The 16812-nt window shown below is 38.7% G+C and carries 16 protein-coding genes and 1 tRNA gene; 10 read left to right on the top strand and 7 right to left on the bottom strand.

The window, feature by feature from the left end:
• Window position 1: 1 nt before the first annotated feature.
• The 3 genes from CC99x_RS09625 to CC99x_RS09635 all read left to right on the top strand — a co-directional run bounded on the left by CC99x_RS09625 (window position 2) and on the right by CC99x_RS09635 (window position 4153).
• Window positions 2-1387 carry an FAD-binding oxidoreductase gene (locus CC99x_RS09625; RefSeq protein ID WP_057624862.1) on the top strand — a complete coding sequence of 462 codons (1386 nt, stop codon included), beginning with the start codon at window positions 2-4 and terminating at the stop codon, window positions 1385-1387.
• A gap of 155 nt (window positions 1388-1542) precedes the next feature.
• Window positions 1543-1995, top strand: coding sequence for a hypothetical protein (locus CC99x_RS09630; protein ID WP_057624863.1), 453 nt, complete (start codon window positions 1543-1545; stop codon window positions 1993-1995).
• On the top strand, window positions 1922-4153 hold the full coding sequence (locus CC99x_RS09635) for a WH2 domain-containing protein (RefSeq protein ID WP_259596679.1): 2232 nt from the start codon (window positions 1922-1924) through the stop codon (window positions 4151-4153). Before CC99x_RS09630 ends, CC99x_RS09635 begins: the two co-directional genes overlap by 74 nt.
• A gap of 210 nt (window positions 4154-4363) precedes the next feature.
• On the opposite strand, the gene CC99x_RS09640 is transcribed toward CC99x_RS09635, so the two are convergent.
• Window positions 4364-5281, bottom strand: coding sequence for a histone deacetylase family protein (locus CC99x_RS09640; RefSeq protein WP_057624866.1), 918 nt, complete (start codon window positions 5279-5281; stop codon window positions 4364-4366).
• 104 nt (window positions 5282-5385) lie between these two features.
• Between CC99x_RS09640 and def the strand changes: the two genes are divergently transcribed.
• Window positions 5386-6069: a peptide deformylase gene (gene def / locus CC99x_RS09645; protein WP_057624868.1), complete on the top strand. Its 684-nt coding sequence runs from the start codon at window positions 5386-5388 to the stop codon at window positions 6067-6069.
• Window positions 6070-6250: 181 nt separating this feature from the next.
• Entirely contained in the window at window positions 6251-7159 is a 909-nt protein-coding gene (locus CC99x_RS09650) for an SDR family oxidoreductase (protein ID WP_057624870.1), read from the top strand.
• Between the two features lie 130 nt (window positions 7160-7289).
• Here CC99x_RS09650 and CC99x_RS09655 read toward each other — a convergent pair whose 3' ends face one another.
• The 5 genes from CC99x_RS09655 to CC99x_RS09675 all read right to left on the bottom strand — a co-directional run bounded on the left by CC99x_RS09655 (window position 7290) and on the right by CC99x_RS09675 (window position 11997).
• Window positions 7290-8204, bottom strand: coding sequence for a class I SAM-dependent methyltransferase (locus tag CC99x_RS09655; protein WP_057624871.1), 915 nt, complete (start codon window positions 8202-8204; stop codon window positions 7290-7292).
• A gap of 2 nt (window positions 8205-8206) precedes the next feature.
• Window positions 8207-8956, bottom strand: coding sequence for an outer membrane beta-barrel protein (locus CC99x_RS09660; RefSeq protein ID WP_057624872.1), 750 nt, complete (start codon window positions 8954-8956; stop codon window positions 8207-8209).
• A 58-nt stretch (window positions 8957-9014) separates the two neighbouring features.
• A complete protein-coding gene (locus tag CC99x_RS09665; RefSeq protein WP_057624874.1) occupies window positions 9015-9260 on the bottom strand; it encodes a hypothetical protein in 246 nt (81 codons plus the stop codon).
• Between the two features lie 408 nt (window positions 9261-9668).
• The gene (locus tag CC99x_RS09670; protein ID WP_057624876.1) at window positions 9669-10685 is read right to left on the bottom strand and encodes a hypothetical protein; all 1017 of its coding nucleotides are present in this window, start codon (window positions 10683-10685) and stop codon (window positions 9669-9671) included.
• A gap of 91 nt (window positions 10686-10776) precedes the next feature.
• Complete coding sequence (locus CC99x_RS09675) at window positions 10777-11997, bottom strand: amidohydrolase family protein (protein WP_141651910.1); 1221 nt, start codon at window positions 11995-11997, stop codon at window positions 10777-10779.
• Between the two features lie 139 nt (window positions 11998-12136).
• Here CC99x_RS09675 and CC99x_RS09680 point away from each other — a divergent pair, with 139 nt between their 5' ends.
• Both CC99x_RS09680 and CC99x_RS09685 read left to right on the top strand, forming a co-directional pair.
• Window positions 12137-12973 (top strand): hypothetical protein, encoded by an 837-nt coding sequence (locus tag CC99x_RS09680; RefSeq protein WP_057624879.1) that lies wholly within the window; start codon window positions 12137-12139, stop codon window positions 12971-12973.
• A 21-nt stretch (window positions 12974-12994) separates the two neighbouring features.
• A complete protein-coding gene (locus CC99x_RS09685; RefSeq protein WP_057624880.1) occupies window positions 12995-13213 on the top strand; it encodes a hypothetical protein in 219 nt (72 codons plus the stop codon).
• 121 nt (window positions 13214-13334) lie between these two features.
• Here the strand turns inward: CC99x_RS09685 and CC99x_RS09690 are convergent.
• Window positions 13335-13407, bottom strand: a tRNA-Thr gene (locus tag CC99x_RS09690).
• Between the two features lie 303 nt (window positions 13408-13710).
• Between CC99x_RS09690 and CC99x_RS09695 the strand changes: the two genes are divergently transcribed.
• The 3 genes from CC99x_RS09695 to CC99x_RS09705 all read left to right on the top strand — a co-directional run bounded on the left by CC99x_RS09695 (window position 13711) and on the right by CC99x_RS09705 (window position 16726).
• Window positions 13711-14133: a pilin gene (locus CC99x_RS09695; protein ID WP_057624882.1), complete on the top strand. Its 423-nt coding sequence runs from the start codon at window positions 13711-13713 to the stop codon at window positions 14131-14133.
• Window positions 14134-14261: 128 nt separating this feature from the next.
• A complete protein-coding gene (locus CC99x_RS09700) occupies window positions 14262-16115 on the top strand; it encodes a hypothetical protein (protein WP_141651911.1) in 1854 nt (617 codons plus the stop codon).
• Window positions 16116-16366: 251 nt separating this feature from the next.
• Window positions 16367-16726 (top strand): endonuclease domain-containing protein, encoded by a 360-nt coding sequence (locus CC99x_RS09705; RefSeq protein ID WP_057624884.1) that lies wholly within the window; start codon window positions 16367-16369, stop codon window positions 16724-16726.
• Window positions 16727-16812: the final 86 nt, after the last annotated feature.

Genomic DNA, 16812 nt, shown 5'->3' on the forward strand with positions numbered 1-16812 from the left:
GATGAAAAAAGACGCGTCCCAGCTCATTGCCATATTAAAATCACAATTTGACGATGCGTCTTTTTATACAGAGCCTAGCGATTGCTGGGCTTATGGTTATGATAATAGTAGACGACATGCACTCCCAGATGCTGTCGTGTTTGCTTCTAACCACGAAGATGTTGTAAAACTTGTAAAGCTCTGCGCACAACATAGCATTCCTTTAATCGCAAGAGGTCGTGGCACTAATACAACCGGCGCAGCAATCCCTATCAACGGCGGTATTGTTCTCTCTTTAGAACGCATGCAAAAAATCATCGAAATCGATCCGCAAAACAGATTCATGGTTGTAGAGCCTGGCGTATTAAATCAAAATGCACAAGAAGCAGCCCAAAAAATGGGGTTATTTTGGGCACCTGATCCAACCAGTGCCCCCTACTCCAGCATTGGCGGTAACATTGCTTGTGGTGCAGCGGGTCCCCGCTCAGTCAAATACGGCACAACAAAGGATAATGTGCTTGGTTTAACCGCTGTTACAGGCACAGGGCATACCATTCATACTGGGGTATACACAACTAAAGGTTCTGTGGGTTATGATCTAACCCGACTCATGATTGGCTCAGAGGGCACTTTAGGCATCGTCACCTCTGCTATTTTAAAATTATTACCTATTCCAGAAACGAAACGTACTTTACGTGCCTTCTTTTCTTCCATGCCAAGCGCTTTATCGGCTGTCATTAAAGTAATGCAACAACCCATCATCCCCTGTGGCGTTGAATTTATGGATGGCAATGCTATTCGCATGGTGCGAAATTTCTCTCATCCTGAACTGCCTGAAAAGGCACAAAGCATGCTCATTATTGAAGTAGATGGTAGTCACTCTATTATCGATCATGATCTACAAGCCATTGTTAGGGCTATCCAGCATCCAGATTTACTCGAAGTAAATATTGCACGCTCAGAAAAAGAAGCCACAGAACTATGGAAAATTAGAAAGTCTCTTTCTGCTTCTTTAAGGAGCTTATCTCCGCATAAAATTAACGAAGATATTATTGTCCCTGTTAGCAAAGTCAGCGAAATTTTAGAATTCACCGAAGTGCTTTCTAAACAATATGAAATACAAGTTGTTAATTTCGGTCATGCTGGCAATGGGAATATTCATGTTAATTTTTTAGTAGATCCCTTTGATCCTATCAAAGGCCCTCAAGCCAAAGAATGTCTGCATCAACTTTTTGATAAAGTATTAAGTCTAAAAGGCTCTTTGTCTGGCGAGCATGGTGTAGGGATTGAAAAGCGAGATTATATTGGTAAAGAAATAAACAGTGACACACTCTGCCTAATGAAAAATATCAAAGCACAATTTGACCCCCAGAATATACTCAATCCAGGTAAAATCTTTCCTGAATAGCACTGACATTTACTTTATGTGTAGTCACACATCATATGACTTTTTAACCATTTAACCATCTGATTTTGCTCAGTATTAAAATGAATGAACTTTCTTAATTTTGCTTGAGTCACTTATGTCAAGCAAAGCTAATTCTTAAATGAAGAGAGAGTACTATGTCAAATACAGGCTCTGAATCCGAAGATACTTTCCCCTCCATACGTGTAGACACAGCCAAAATTGAAGAAATAAAGCAAAGGAAATATGGCCACAAGGGTGCTATAGCCAAAGTTTACAATGAGGCAACAGAAGCATTTTTACAACAAGTGAAAGATGCGCAAGATCAGATGAAACCTAAGATTTCAGAAGCTGAAGAGCGCCTTAATACTTTAGCCGTTGTCAAAAGTGCCAAACAGAGCATCATTTCAAAACTAGAAACGCAATCAAAACAAAATGAAAAAATAATCGCAGATGCAGCTGCAGAAATCAAAAAACTTGAAGCCCAAATTCGAGCTGCAGAAACAAAAACGAAGCTCCACGAGCCACAATCATCCAATGGCGGCCCACCACCTCCACCTGTTGGTGGCCCCACCCCCACCACCTCCACCACCAGGAGGTCCTGGATCTAAACAACAGAAAACAACGGCGCCTATAAAAAAAGCCTATGTATCTGCACCTATCGATAAAGGTGCTATGTTTGCGCAAATCCAACAGGGTGCAAAGCTCAAAAAAGTAGATTCTAAAGATCCCAATGCAGAAAAGCCCACGCCACCTGTTAACGACATGGCAGCTATGCTTCAGCAGATTAGAGAACGTGGTGGCACAAGAAAGGAACAACAAACAACGCATCAAGCAACATCAAATGAAGCCAAAAATCCAGGTAATGTCTCCAATGAAGAAGCCATTGCAGCACAAATTAAAGAACTAAGTGATAAAGCAAAAACCTTAGAAAACCAACAACACCGTGAATTAAGAGGACAAACTCGAAAATTAGCAGAATTAGAAGCAAATTTTGATGCGGCAAAAGATTTCTTATTCACTGCCGATGATCAAATTGCCTCCTTAGAAAGCTTAGTCTCTGCACAAACAAGTGCCATAGAACAACAAAAGCAACAATTAGCACATTTGCAAGCAGTTGCAAAACTATACCAAGAATTAGAACAAGCTACTCAAATAAAGCCTTTGCCTGAGGTGGTTCTACCTGAAGCTGAGCCAGAATCTGAAAGTAAAGAGCTGGAAGCTGAACAACCCGCAAATGATACTCCTTCAATATCAATGCCACCACCACCACCACCACCACCACCACCACCACCACCTCCTCCTCCTCCTCCTCCTCCTCCTCCTCCTCCTCCTCCTCCACCGCCTGGAATCAATTTAGGGGGTGCTAAATTACGCAAAGTAGAGAAAACAGAAAAAGTAGATAATCCAGAACCTCTCAAACCTCCACCTAAAACGCCTATGAACATGGCTGATATTATTGCATCCAGTCCAAAATTTAAGGCTACACAAAAACAACAAGAACAAGAAGCCAAACAGGAGATGCTAGCAGAACAACGAAGAAAGCAAGAAGAGGCTCAAAGAGATGCCGCAATATTGGCCGAACGTCAGGCCAAAGCGGCTATCATAATGGCAGATGCAAAAAAAGATTTTAAACCAAACGATGAATTTCTGAAGCAACAACAAGAGCGTCAAGCTCGCACAGTTGACTTAATACAACCCATTGTCAATCAGCAAGCACAAACTTCTGAGATAGAACAACTCAGAAAAAAAATCCAAGAAGCACAACTTGAACAAGAACGTGATTACAGAGAAAGATTGGATGCCAGAGATAATCCTTCACCTGTTGTAGAATCAGAACCTCTTCAATCTGAAGTTCTCGCAGAAGAAAACAAAGCTGAAGAAGAAGCGCAAGAACTTGAAGCACAAGAACCTGAGATAGCACTTCAATATCTTGAAGTGCAAGAACTTGAGGAACAAGAATCTGAAGTACAAGAACTTAAAGAGCCTGAAGCGCAAGAACCTAAGGTGCCAGAACCAGATCCAGAAGCTGAGATAGAGGAAAACAAAGATGAAGAGAGTCTTGAGCATGAAGAGGAAGCTGATCAAGAAATAGAGGCAAAGAGCAGTGTGGAAATACCCCAGAATCCACCCTCATCTAGTTGGATAAAAGCTGAACCTAGTGTTCAAGCAAAACGAGAAAGAGAAGCAAGAATACAACAAGATCAACCGCAGGAACAAAAAATACCTGCGCCTCTCGAACAAGATCAATTAGCGCAAACTATACAACTCACAGTTAAATTAGATGGTATGGATCTGTCTAAAGACAGCAAGAAAAGAGAAGCATCGGCAATTTCAGACGTTTTAAAAGGAACCTCATTTGAACCAAGGGATTTTTTAAGTGCTGCAAAAACCACGGACATCGCAAGCTCTTTATTCAGTAGGGCAAAACAAAAAGCGTCCAATCATCGCCTTTTATCTGACACCCAAGTATTAGACGGTATTAGTAAATTACTTGAAATCACAACACGACATCCACTAACAGATCCTAACGATGGTCTTAAGAATGCACATATCATTTATGGTGCTATTTTGGATTTGCAAAGAGATAACCCTAAGTTCACAGATCCTAAAAATAAAGCAGGATCACTGATGGAAGACATGAAACGTGTAATTGTTTCTTCGGCTGGAAGTGCTAACAAAGGCATCAGCCAAAATGAAGCAATCAAAGCTTATGAAGAAGTTAAACCAAAAGAACCTGATGTGCAGGGAAAATTAAAAAATAAATAATTAAATCTAAATAATACAGACAATATTTATTTTCTATATATGATATGGCTTAATGACTCAAATGCTACACTAGAAAAATCGCTTTTAAAGATAAAAGGTAGGTATCGTGCTTCATTATAAAAAGAAGAAAAACAGGAAAATGCGCACAATCAACTCAGCCTTTAGCACATATACCAAAGGCTGTGATTTGCTCAATCTAAACATTGTTCGCTAACGCATTGCTTTTAAATGCGCAGAAAAGCAATGCGACAAAGCTTTTAGATGATAACCACCTTCAAGCGTCGAAATCACTTTACCTTCACATACCCTTTCTGCAATTTTTACAATTTTATCTGTAACGTAAAAATAATCTTTTTGTAAGAAAAATAATTCTGCAAGCGGATCTTTGCGATGCGCATCAAAACCAGCAGAAATAAAAATAAGCTGAGGCGCAAAGGCTTCTAAGGCATCCACAAGATGGTTATCTACTAAATCATGAAATGCTTCACTACCACTACCCGCGGCAAGTGGATGAAAATGAAAATGAGAAGGTTGCTTATCCAGCTCAACACCCGGATAAAAAGGATGTTGAAAAGACGACCAATAAAATACGCGTGGATCATCTCGAAACATTTTCTCTGTACCATTACCATGATGGACATCAAAATCAATAATGGCAATGCGATCTAACTTATAGACATCTAAGGCAAATGCAGCACCTACAGCAACATTATTAAAAAAGCAAAATCCCATGGCTCTATCAGGCTCTGCGTGATGACCTGGTGGTCTTATCAAACACACTGCTCGTTTTGTTTGCTTATCCATCACTGCCTTCACTGCATCTTTAACGCTACCAGCGGCAAAACATGCGGCTTCCAATGTGAGAGGATTCATTGCAGTATCCCCATCAAAATAGTAATACCCTTCTTTAGGAGAAGCGGCAAATACGCTATTTATGTATTCTTCATGATGCACGCGCAACAAATCTTCTTTCAAAATGATGTGGGGTGTTTGCCATAAGAGTTCGTCATGCCATTGCAATTGATGCAAAGAACTAATAATGAGTTCTAGTCGTTGAGGCCGTTCAGGATGCCCCAATCCCATTTCGTGTTCTAAAAAGATAGGATGGTAAAAAAGAGTAATTGCCATAGTTTTCTTAAATTGAGTCTGAAACCTTAATTTTGTTAAGCCCGAATTCTACTTTCTCTATGCTATACTAGCCAATTATTATCCATTTTTAAGTTAGTTATGTTATGCCATTAGATGTTGTAACAATAGAGCATGGACCACATCCTGAAGTATTACGATCAGAAGCTCAAGCGGTTATTTTCCCACTCACAGAACAAGATATCACTTTTATTGACAACCTAAAGAATACCTTCCTACAGCTAAATGGCGTAGGCTTAGCAGCCCCTCAAGTGGGTGTTGCTAAGAAAATTATTGTTTATGGCATTTCACAAAAGGCCGCATTTATCCGAAAAAATGCTAAAGTCGTTCCTACAACCGTTCTCATCAATCCGCAATATGTTCCTACAACAGATGCTAAACGCGTATATGACTGGGAAGGTTGCTTCTCAGTTGAAAAACTTACTGGTAAAGTGCCTCGCTATGATAAGATTCACTATACCGCTTTCCTAACAGATGGTAACTTTATCTCTGAAACAGCAGAAGGCTTCACCGCACGCGTACTACAGCATGAAATTGATCATATTAATGGTAAACTGATCACCGATCGATTAAGCACGGATTGTATACAAGGCTCACCCCAAGAAATGTCACGGTTACGCTATAGCGAAATGACTATTGAGCAACTGGAGCACATTCAGAAAATGATAAAAGATGATAGCTTGTCAACTACAACAAATACCGATCGCAAACAAACTTTAGCGGCAACGCTCGAAATGGTTGAAGCCATCCTTGCAGAGAAATCATCATAAAAAGTATCCATAAAGCCCCTCTGTCGTATAAACTCGAGTGGCGCTTTGATATAGGCTTCAGGTACACTTCCCTCTTAAATCCCATAGGCAGGGGAGAATTCATGCATAAGCCGGTATCGCTTTAGGTAAATTTTCAGCCTTGTGGATGTAGCATATTTTCTAACTTACATGGGATGTTCGCATGAAATTTGTAAAACTCATTTTTGTATCGACTTTATTGTGTAGTCTGCCCTTTTCTCATCTAACAGCAAGAACAAATCCAAGTCAGCCAGCAAAAACTGTCCTTATTACTGGCGCATTCGATGGCATTGGTAAAGCAACCGCTCAAGCCTTCGCACAAAAAGGTTGGCAAGTATGGGCAACTGATCAATCGATAAATAATACTACCTTTAAAGCCTATCCCAATGTACATGTTTTAAAATTAGATGTTACAGATGAATTTGATATTCAGCAGGCCGTAGACAGTATTTTAGCAGAACAGCCTAACATAGATGTGCTCATCAACAATGCAGGTTATGGCTTAATCGGCGCTCAAGAAGCCGTGAGTAAAGAAGAAATTCAACATCAATTTGAAGTAAATGTTTATGGACCTATTATGCTAACGCAAGCAGTCCTACCTAGCATGCGCGAAAATAAGCAAGGTCATATTATTAACGTCAGCAGCACCTCAGGTATGCGAGCTATCCCTGGCCTTGGTACTTATGCGGCCAGCAAATTTGCAATGGAAGCTATTTCTGAAGCATTAGCGAGCGAAGTATCTCATTGGAACATCAAAGTCAGCGTTATTGAACCTGGCACCGTGTATACCAACTGGGCAAATCATTCTGTACTTACAGAAAAGAGTGTTGTTAAAGACTATGATAAATTAGCGAATAATCTACAGCGCTATCTAACCAAACGCCTCATAGAAGGACAGCCCCCAGAAGAAGTAGCAGAGTTAATTACTAAAGTCGTCGATGATCCGAATCCGCACTTCAGATATCAAACCAGCCATCATGCACGAGAAATTGCCAGCGTAAAATGGCGTGATGTTACTGGTGATACACAGATTAAACAACAGAAAATCTTTGTGGAAGAGCTGTATTCTTAGACTCTAATGAACGAAGTGAATAAAAAATCCCACTTTTTGAAGGGGGATGCGCACTGATAAGTGCGCAAGGGGGGGGGGTATACTGGGAATTTAAGTTCACTCTCCTCAATCCCCCATCCAACCTTACCCACTACCTCTTAATCCCCACCACAGTTGGAAACATCTTTGCTTCATCATAATAAAATTCAATATCTTGAAATCCAACCTGTGAAAGCATCTGTCTGATCTGAATGGTTTTGCGAAAGGATTGCCATTTTACGCCTAATATTTCACTAAATAATACTTTTTGTTTTCGTAACATCGCGGGGCAAATTTTAGAAAAATCCCATTCACATTCTATATCATGAGATGCAGGCGGTGTTAAAAAACAAGTGATAAACTTACCCTTCGTTTTGAGTGTAGTAAAACAACGTTGATAAAATTCTAATACTTTTTCATCATCCGGCTCATAGAGTGTTAAACCATTACTTGAGATGGCATCATAGCTTTCTTCTTTTGCAAACTTAAAGGCATCTATTTTTTGAAAGTTTAGCCAACGCGCTATACCACGAGATTCACAGATCCCTTTGGCAAGGGAGAAAGCTTTTTCATCATTGTCCATAGCATGTAGGGCAATATGATCGATATGTTTATAATCCAAATAAGCAACTTCTTCCATTAGACCCGATGGAATGCTTAAAAGACAAGCTTGATTCTCAATGGATTGTTGTAACTGTTCAACGAAGATTCTATGTCGCTGCTGCGTGGCCAAAACAATAGGGAATTGCGTCAAAATTTCCCATTCCAGCTGTGATTGTAACTTTTCCAACACGGGTGGACAGATAGAAATATAGTGGCGCCAATAACGCGATAAACTTCTATGCTCAATGAGAGAACGGCCTAATTCAAAATCACATAACTGATCAAGCAAGCTCAGTCGCTCAGCCAGTGGCGAATACGCGCTTTCAGGCGTCTTCAGCAACTTGGTTTTTAAAGATTGATAAGCCTTCTGAAACAAAGACACAGAGGATTGTAGTTCATTTTGTGTTACATCCACACTACTCATTATTATCCAAAATTCCACACTAGAGAAAATTTCCAAGCATGAAATTTCGGCGCAGTATCATTGATAAAAAAGGGATTTGTCAGGTTATCAATGATTAAGCCCTGTGACTGTAATTTTTTTCCACTCGATAAAAAGTTATATTCAAGCCTTGCTGTTAAGAAGCATAAATAAGGAACCACAGATTCTAAGCCAAAACCTGCTAATAATCGGTATATGCGTTTTCCATCAGTCGTTGTATATTGACCAGGATATTCAGGCGCGCCATGATAACTCACTCGGAGTTCGTCTTTGCTGGTGTCTATACCTAAACGAATAAAAGGCATTACATAAGGCGTCACTTGATAAGCAAGCCGAGTACTCAAGGCAACAGAAGTACCCTTTTCATATTCAGCCATGCCACCCCAGCCTCTTACACCAAATCTGTCTGCAATGGCAAAGGATTGTAGAAAATCTAAGTGATGCGCATCCACACCCAATTCTAAACCAAAAATCCAAGCTTGGTAGTTAATTTGGTATCCACCAAAGATACCACCAATGGCACTGTTACTATTAAGATTGTTATCAAAATAAGTTCTAAATATGCCAGGCGGTAAAGCATTTTGCGTATAATCAAGGCTACTATGCAGCTTAGCATCTTGATAAAGATAGCCACCTGAAAGACCAAGTAACCAATTTGATTCACAATGAGCATGCGCAGCATAAGGGAGTAATAATGTGGAGCAAGCTATTCCTATTGCTTTTTTTATATTCACAAAAAATCCTTTGCAGATGAAAAACTTTCCCCTATTTTACACGCTTCTTCAATAAGATCTAATGCTGCGCATAGGTGGCACCATGACTTATCTCTGCTAAGGCCTGATCTTCCACATCTATTAATTGTTGATAAACTGACTCGCTTATATGAGACTTTAGCTTTATCACTAATTCACAATAACCTGAAATAGCACCCAAGTAATGAAAACGCCAAATAGGGCAAGTTGTTAGCTTAATTTTAGCCAATAAAGCGCGAGACTCAATGACCAACGAATGCTCAAAATGTTTTGTATCTAAACTCATAATTCCTATATCCAAAGACCTAACACTAAATGATAATCATTATCATTTATGCAATGGTTAGTCAAACGAACAAATCTTACTCATACAGGACATCCATAATTATTATGTTCCTAATCCAGGACAGCCAATAAAAACAAATACCATAAATCTTGCTACATATAGCCACAAAAAATAATGATGCAAATAATAAATTAAGAGAAATGTATTTTTTAAAAGAATGTAAAGTCGTAGAAAATTATGAAGTTATAGTCACAGCACGTGACTTTTACCCGCAAGGGGCACAATGTCGGGTAGGCGTCAAGCCTCGAGCAACCGAAGTGTACATAAAAGTACATGAGGATTGCGAGATGGCGAAGACAACACCCCCGAAGACTCATGTGCGAAGACTATATTAATAATGCGGATAAATTAAGCAACATCTACATGAGTATATGTTTTCTTGGCCTGACCAATACCTTTCAACCCCTTCCTCCCCTCTTTGGCAAAATTAAGCAGTAAAATTTCACTCCCTACTGCATGAGCAAAACTTTTTCCTAAGTTTTTCACTAAAGATATCCAATTTTTAGGCTCAAATTGTAATCTGCTTAATATGGGTGCCAGATGCTCTGGAATAGAACCTGCCTCTTTATCTTCTCGAATCACTCGGCCTGTATAGTCCACAAGTTCTAAATAATCTGATAATTGAAAATCAATGGCATGTGAATCATGCTTTGAAATGTTCGCAAAAGGCACTAAGGATTTAGGTTGTGCGAGGCTATTATATATACCTGCTTTTTCGCGCTTGAGCTGTTTAATGGATTTTGGCTTATTAACCTTTAATTGCTTAGAAATATGCTGAATGCGTTCATAAATGGAAGTAAATTCTGAATCTTCTGGCTTTTGAACAATCCCAGCTCTGACAGGGTTTAAATCCACATAAACCATTGCGCTTAGAAGTGCGCCTTCATCCAATAAAGCTTGGGATTTAAAACGCCCTTCCCAAAATCGTCCTGCGATATCATCCTCTTCATTTACATCTCGTGCAATTTTTTCGTTTAAACAACGCATAAACCAGCTGATGCTCGTTAAGCGCTCTTTCCACAGTTGAATCTTTTGCTTTAAATGTTTATTTTTTGGGGCATCTTTGGGAAAGATAGATGCCCAACGATGGATAATTTCTTTTTCTGACCAAGCTTCGGCTTGTTTTTCTTCTACATACAAAACAACATGATAATGATTACTCATGATGGCATAAGCACAGATTTTTATTGCAAAGATATCGGCTAAATATTTCAACCTATTAATAATCCATGCTTTACGATGAGAATAATCTTTCTGTGTTAGCTCATCATAACCACAAAGAAAACTACGACGCACACATCGATTCATGACGTGATAATACGGCGTTGCATTTAAGTCAATTTGTTCTGAGCGAGCTAAGGTCATAAGCTAAATAATATTTCTTTTAATGGATGGGAGTTTAGCGTAAAAATTTTGGGTGCATCAACTTATTGTGGCTGTCCTAGATACCAGGAAGCTAGAGGGCTTCATGATTTAAGAATATTTTTACATCAAAGTTTTTGGCACTTTGTGGAGAGCTTAAAGTACGCTTTAGAACAAAATCAAAAATTAAAGGATTATAATAGTAGATTTCTTTTAGGTACTTTGCTTGCTCTTGACTAATAAAACCTCGACTCACCAGTTGATAGGTAGAAACCATTGCATTAATAGCGGGAATAGGATAATCGCTACCATTAACTAAACGGGTTTGCAAATCCTCACCTGACACAAGTGTCTCAATTACTTTTTCTTTACGATTGAAGGATGTAATAGAAGAAATATCTGCAAATAAATTATTGCGATATTTGTCCTCTTTTAACAGGCGCACCGTTAAATCAAAACAATCTACCTCTGGTGATACCCCGCTACTATCACGAGACTCAAAATCTTCACAAGTACCCAAGCTACCCGCATGTGCAAAAATCACTTTAGTACCGATAGACAATGCGTTGCGCCAACGTAAGGGATTACCATATGCTTGATGCGCTTCTGCATCTACAGCAATTTCTTCGCCCACATGCGTCAAAATCACCATATCTAAATCTTTTACCAAGCGATAAAAAGCCTCTAAGTTTTCATCCATGGGATCCATTCCCATAGCATTAGGCAACCATTTGATAAAACGCACACCTTTCTGATGCCACGCTTTGATAGCCTCAAGTGCATCTTTTCGATAGGGATGCACCGATATAACGGGAACAAACAAGGAAGGATCTCTTTGCGCGAGCTTATAAACATAGTCATTAGACACATAAAATTCTGTTTCATCAATATTCGCATCACCATTTCGTTCATAAAATTTATCAAAAGCTAACAGATGCATTTTTCCTGGTTTGGGAAATTGGGCACGTAATGCTTTTAATCGCGCTATATATTGCTCATTTGCCTTAGAAATATCTGTAATACCAGAGGCACGCAAATAAACCAAATAACGATAGTATTGATAAGGGTTCCATAAAGATTGCATCTTTGGGTTGACAAACAAATCTTCAGTTCCCATACCCACAACATGCACATGATAATCAAGCCACTCTTCTGGTAAGTCTTTAAAAGCTGCATCAACTAAGCTTTGTGCTTCTTTACTCAATGCTTTACCGGAATAGATTGGGTGTTTACCGCCTAAAATTGGCAATAATAAGAATAATGTCACACATGCAAAAATCACGATGCCAAAGCTAATTATGGAAAATTTTTTCATAGTCTTGACCCAATAAATTTTGTCTATCAAACTAAGTACATAAATATAAAGAATTGTAGTTAAAAAAATGACTTTTGCGAAAACAACCACGCTCATTATTATAGCACTATGTACTTTGGTCATAGGCTGCTTTTATTACATGGAATATGCAGAATCAAAAGCATCTCAATTAAAAAAAGCTATGAGCATTACCCATAATGTGTATTCAAATTTTTTAATGATGCGTCGCAGTGAAAAGGATTTTTTTACGGATTTTGACGCTACACAAGTGGATGATCATGCCTATTATGCAAATGATATTAGCCAAGAAATCCAAAACATCAACGCACTCAAAGTACGCACGGTAGAAAGTGCAAAATTATTACCTGAAATAGAAAATGCACTCAAAAAATATGTAGAAAGCTTTGCTCAGCTGGTAAAACTACAAACGAGCCTTGGGATCAACCCCAATCATGGTGATTATGGAAAATTAAGGCAAGCTGCCCATCAAATTGAACATTTTTTATCGCAAAATCATCAGGAATCACAGCTCAATCATTTACTGAATCTTCGTAGAATAGAGAAAGATTTCATGCTCTATCCGTCAGAAGATAAATTAGCGGAGTTTGAAGCACTCTTTAAAGCATTTGATGAAATAAATATCCACACAAACTACGCGCTTGCGCCACTCAGTAGCTACATTGAAGCCAAGAAAGCCTATTATTCACATTTTCGAGATTTTTCTCAAAAAACACTCAAAATGGGTTTAAACGATACAACCGGATTATTTGGTACCTTATCTCAACAAGCCGATCACCTAGAGCAACTCATTGAGGTTTTGGTGGACTCCTTTGTCAAATTGTCGAACACAACAGAAAACAAAGTACGTCAAGAAGCAAAAATTTTATCTTTTGTTTTTCCTATTTTAGTATTTTTACTTGCTTTCTTACCCTTCCTTTCATTACTATCTCAGCGTTCAAAAGAACCTGTCTTATAACTTACTGTGGAGAATATTCTGTTGCGATTACTTAATATTGAAGAAACAAATCATGTGAGCGCAGGAAGCGGAATCTGTCTTAATACAGGGATGGCAATTTTAACCGGCATCACAAGTGCGTACTTATGCTATGTTTTAAGCGAAGTGGCTATTCTCAGCCTTGGTGTAGGTGGCATTGTAACTTTTGCCTATTTAGTATCAAGTGAAAATGAACATTCAGGGGTGATGCATATGTGCTGATGAGCAGCACTTTGTTTTTTAGTTTTGAATCTACTGCCATCGCCTTCCACAAGCATCTTCCCAGATGCATGGTGCTTTTTAACTAACTTAATATGTCAGTCAAGATGTGATGCGAAGGATATGCCGGAGCGCGGAATCGAACCGCGGACCTACTGATTACGAATCAGTTGCTCTACCGACTGAGCTACTTCGGCGTAGTGCAAAGTATACGGATTCAGATCGATTCTCACAAGTAAATCAATGAGCTGCAAATATTTTTAGTATATTAACAAACAAATTCAAGATCACATACCTTAAGTATAGATAAGCACAGTCTGACAAATTTGGTCACCACCCGACCATTCTAGGTAAGCTTTTCTTTATTTAAAATGATGATTAACTTACTAAATGATATATATCTCTTTGATTCGATTAATCTATTTGCTTAAATCATGAATTGGCATGAATACTGCAGTAAAGGTTTTAGACCTTAATACTTAATCTTCTGGAGAATTGTTATGAACACTCAAAAAGCTGCTTCTGGTTTTACCTTAATTGAATTGATGATCGTCGTTGCTATCATCGGTATCCTTGCTGCCATTGCCATACCGGCTTATAACGACTATATGGTACGGGCAAGAACCTCTGAACTCATCAACGTTGCTGCTAATGCTAAAACGGCTGTGTCCGAATTCAGAATTGCTCAAGGCTCTTTCCCAACCTCAAATGCCACGGCAGGTGTTACCACCATATCAACAGCTTTAGTAAGTAGCTTAGGTGTTGGCGCAAATGGGGTGATTACCATTACCGGCAACCAAACAGCTTTAGGAACTGGTGCAGCCTTTGCTATCACTTTAACACCTTCCTTTGCAAATGGTGCTGTTTCTTGGGATTGCTCTGCTACAGGCGCCACCCAATTTGCACCCGCTTCCTGCAGGTAATTATCTACTTAAAAAAGGGGCAAAATTGCCCCTTTTTTTTTGAGTCTTTTTTAAGGTAGTCTTATTCAATGCTTTCTAAAATACAACGCCACCTTCCTCTCTCTCTCTGGATTCTACTGGGTTCTAGCATGAGCCTTCTAACTTTAGTTTCTCTCTACTGGTTTGGTTTGATGGGCCCTTATTTGCTGGATGATATGCAGTCCATACAGCCCGCACAGCTACAAACATTTTCATGGTCGATTCTTATCGAAATCAGCAGTCAAAATGAAACCGGACCTTTTGGGCGCCCCTTATCTATTTTGAGTTTTGCTTTAAACCATCTATGGTTTGGCGCTGAGCCTTTTAGCTATAAATTGATTAACCTATTGTTACATTTCTTAACCGGCATGACGCTTGCTTGGTTTGTGTATCTTCTGCAAGTAGCCTATAGACCAAAGCTTAAACATAAAGCAATGCTTTGCTTTCTCACTGCTTTTATTTGGTTAATACATCCCTTACAAGTCAGCACAGTACTCTATGTTGTGCAACGCATGACTATTTTATGCCAACTGTATACACTCTTAGCTTGTTGTTTGTATATTTATGCACGCTTACGCCAACGAAGCCAAAAATCTTATGTATTCTTCTTTATACTCAGTGGCTTTTCTGCAGTCTTGGCTCTTCTTGCAAAAGAAACAGCGGTGCTGATTCCTTTTTATCTCTTTATTATTGAATATTTTATTATAAATTTTAAACAGTCTTCACAAGAAAGCAGCAAGCGTTTTTATCAATACGCTAAAATTTTCATACTCAGCATTATTTTCTTCGCACTATCCGCCTATTGGTACAACCTTGATCATTATATGGCCATCTTTGCAGAAAAGCCTTTTTCATTATGGGAGCGTCTATTAACACAAATCAATGTGCTGAGTTTTTACATCAAGCTTATTTATCTGCCGAATTTATCACAGATGAGTTTATATCACGACGATTTTGCAATCGCAGGCAGCATCAATCTCGAGGTAATTTTAAATCTAATATTGCTCTCTTCTTTTCTTTTATGCATCTATCTCTGCCGAAAAAGAGCAGCGCTGATTGCCTTTGGCTTTGCCTGGTTTTTTGTTTCTCATTTACTGGAGTCAACACTTTTACCCTTAGAACTTGTCTTTGAACACCGCAATTATTTGGCAAGCTTTGGCTTAATCTTAGTGCCAGTGTATCTTATTCTTCATCTAACACACGTGAGCACTTCTAAATATCGATATATTTTTAGTCTGTTAGGGGTGAGCCTTATTGCTGTTCTGATGCTGATGACCTGGATGCGCAGTAATAGCTGGTCTTCAACAGAAAAGTTTCTACAAAACGCCTTAGTTGATAAGCCAAATTCAGCACGCACCCATATTGAATTTGCCAACTGGCTCATGGAAAAAGGCGCCTATAGCATTGCCTATGCCGAGCTATTGCAGGCACAAAAAATAGAACCCCATAATCTGGGTATTCTATTACACATGCTGTTAATGCACTGCTATGCAGAAGAGGTTCCTGAAGCACTCTATCAACAAGCAAAAGAGAAAATAAGCCAATACCCAATCACGCCCTATGCTATTTTGGTGTTAGATCAATTGGTTAATAATTTTTATCAACAACAATGTAAAAGTATAGATAAAGATAAAATACACAAGATCATTCAAAGCGCTTATAAAAATTCGTATTTAAAACACAGGCCTCGCTATAAAGCGGTGTTATATAATTTAGAAGCAGGACTTTTGCTCTTAAATAACAATAAACAAGATGCTAAAATATTGCTGATGCGTTCATTTGAAACTTACCCAAAACGCATGCAACCTCTGATTACAAAAGCAACACTTGAATTACAAGCGGGTGAACAAATAGAAGCTAAAAAAACCATTGATATACTGGATAAGAATAAAATGCTGCCCTATGCACCACGTACCCAACTCAATCAATTAAAGCATTTGTATGAATTGCAGGAAGAAGAGTAAGTGAGCATGGCCTTGTAGTTGAATATTAGATTCTTATCTTGAAGCATTAACAGTAGTTCTGATTTTCTGCTTCAAAAAATATTAGTATCTACACAAATACATAGTTTGTTGCTAAGCTATTTATCAGTGGTGCGAAGCACCCTATGCCCCCTTTGGAATCAAAGGGGGTCGCCGTCTGCGGCGGGGGGATTTATCATTTTAGATTAAACGATATACACAAAGAAAGTTATATGAGTTGCGACAAATCGATAATGAAAAATAATGCACGACATTTGCGCACTAATATGACGGAGCATGAACTGTTAATCTGGCATTACATTCGCAGAAAAAAAATAAACAATATCCAATTTTATCGCCAAAAACATCTTGGCCCATTTATTGTTGATTTTTATGCACCTTCTATAAGACTAGCCCTCGAAATTGATGGTTCACAGCACTTTGAAAAAGAGCATTACGAACAAGATAAGTTTCGCGATGCATATTTAAGAGAAGCTAAAATACATGTTTTAAGATTCAATAATCATGAAGTTAAATATCAGATGAATAGTGTGCTTGAAAAATTAAATGATATCATAGAACAGATAAAACAGTTTGGAACAGTAGAAGATTGATAAATCCCCCCGCCGCAGACGGCGACCCCCTTTGATTCCAAAGGGGGCATAGGGTGCTTCGCACCACTGATAAATAGCTTAACAAC

The organism is Candidatus Berkiella cookevillensis (genome assembly GCF_001431315.2).
Taxonomy (GTDB): Bacteria; Pseudomonadota; Gammaproteobacteria; order Berkiellales; family Berkiellaceae; genus Berkiella_A; species Berkiella_A cookevillensis.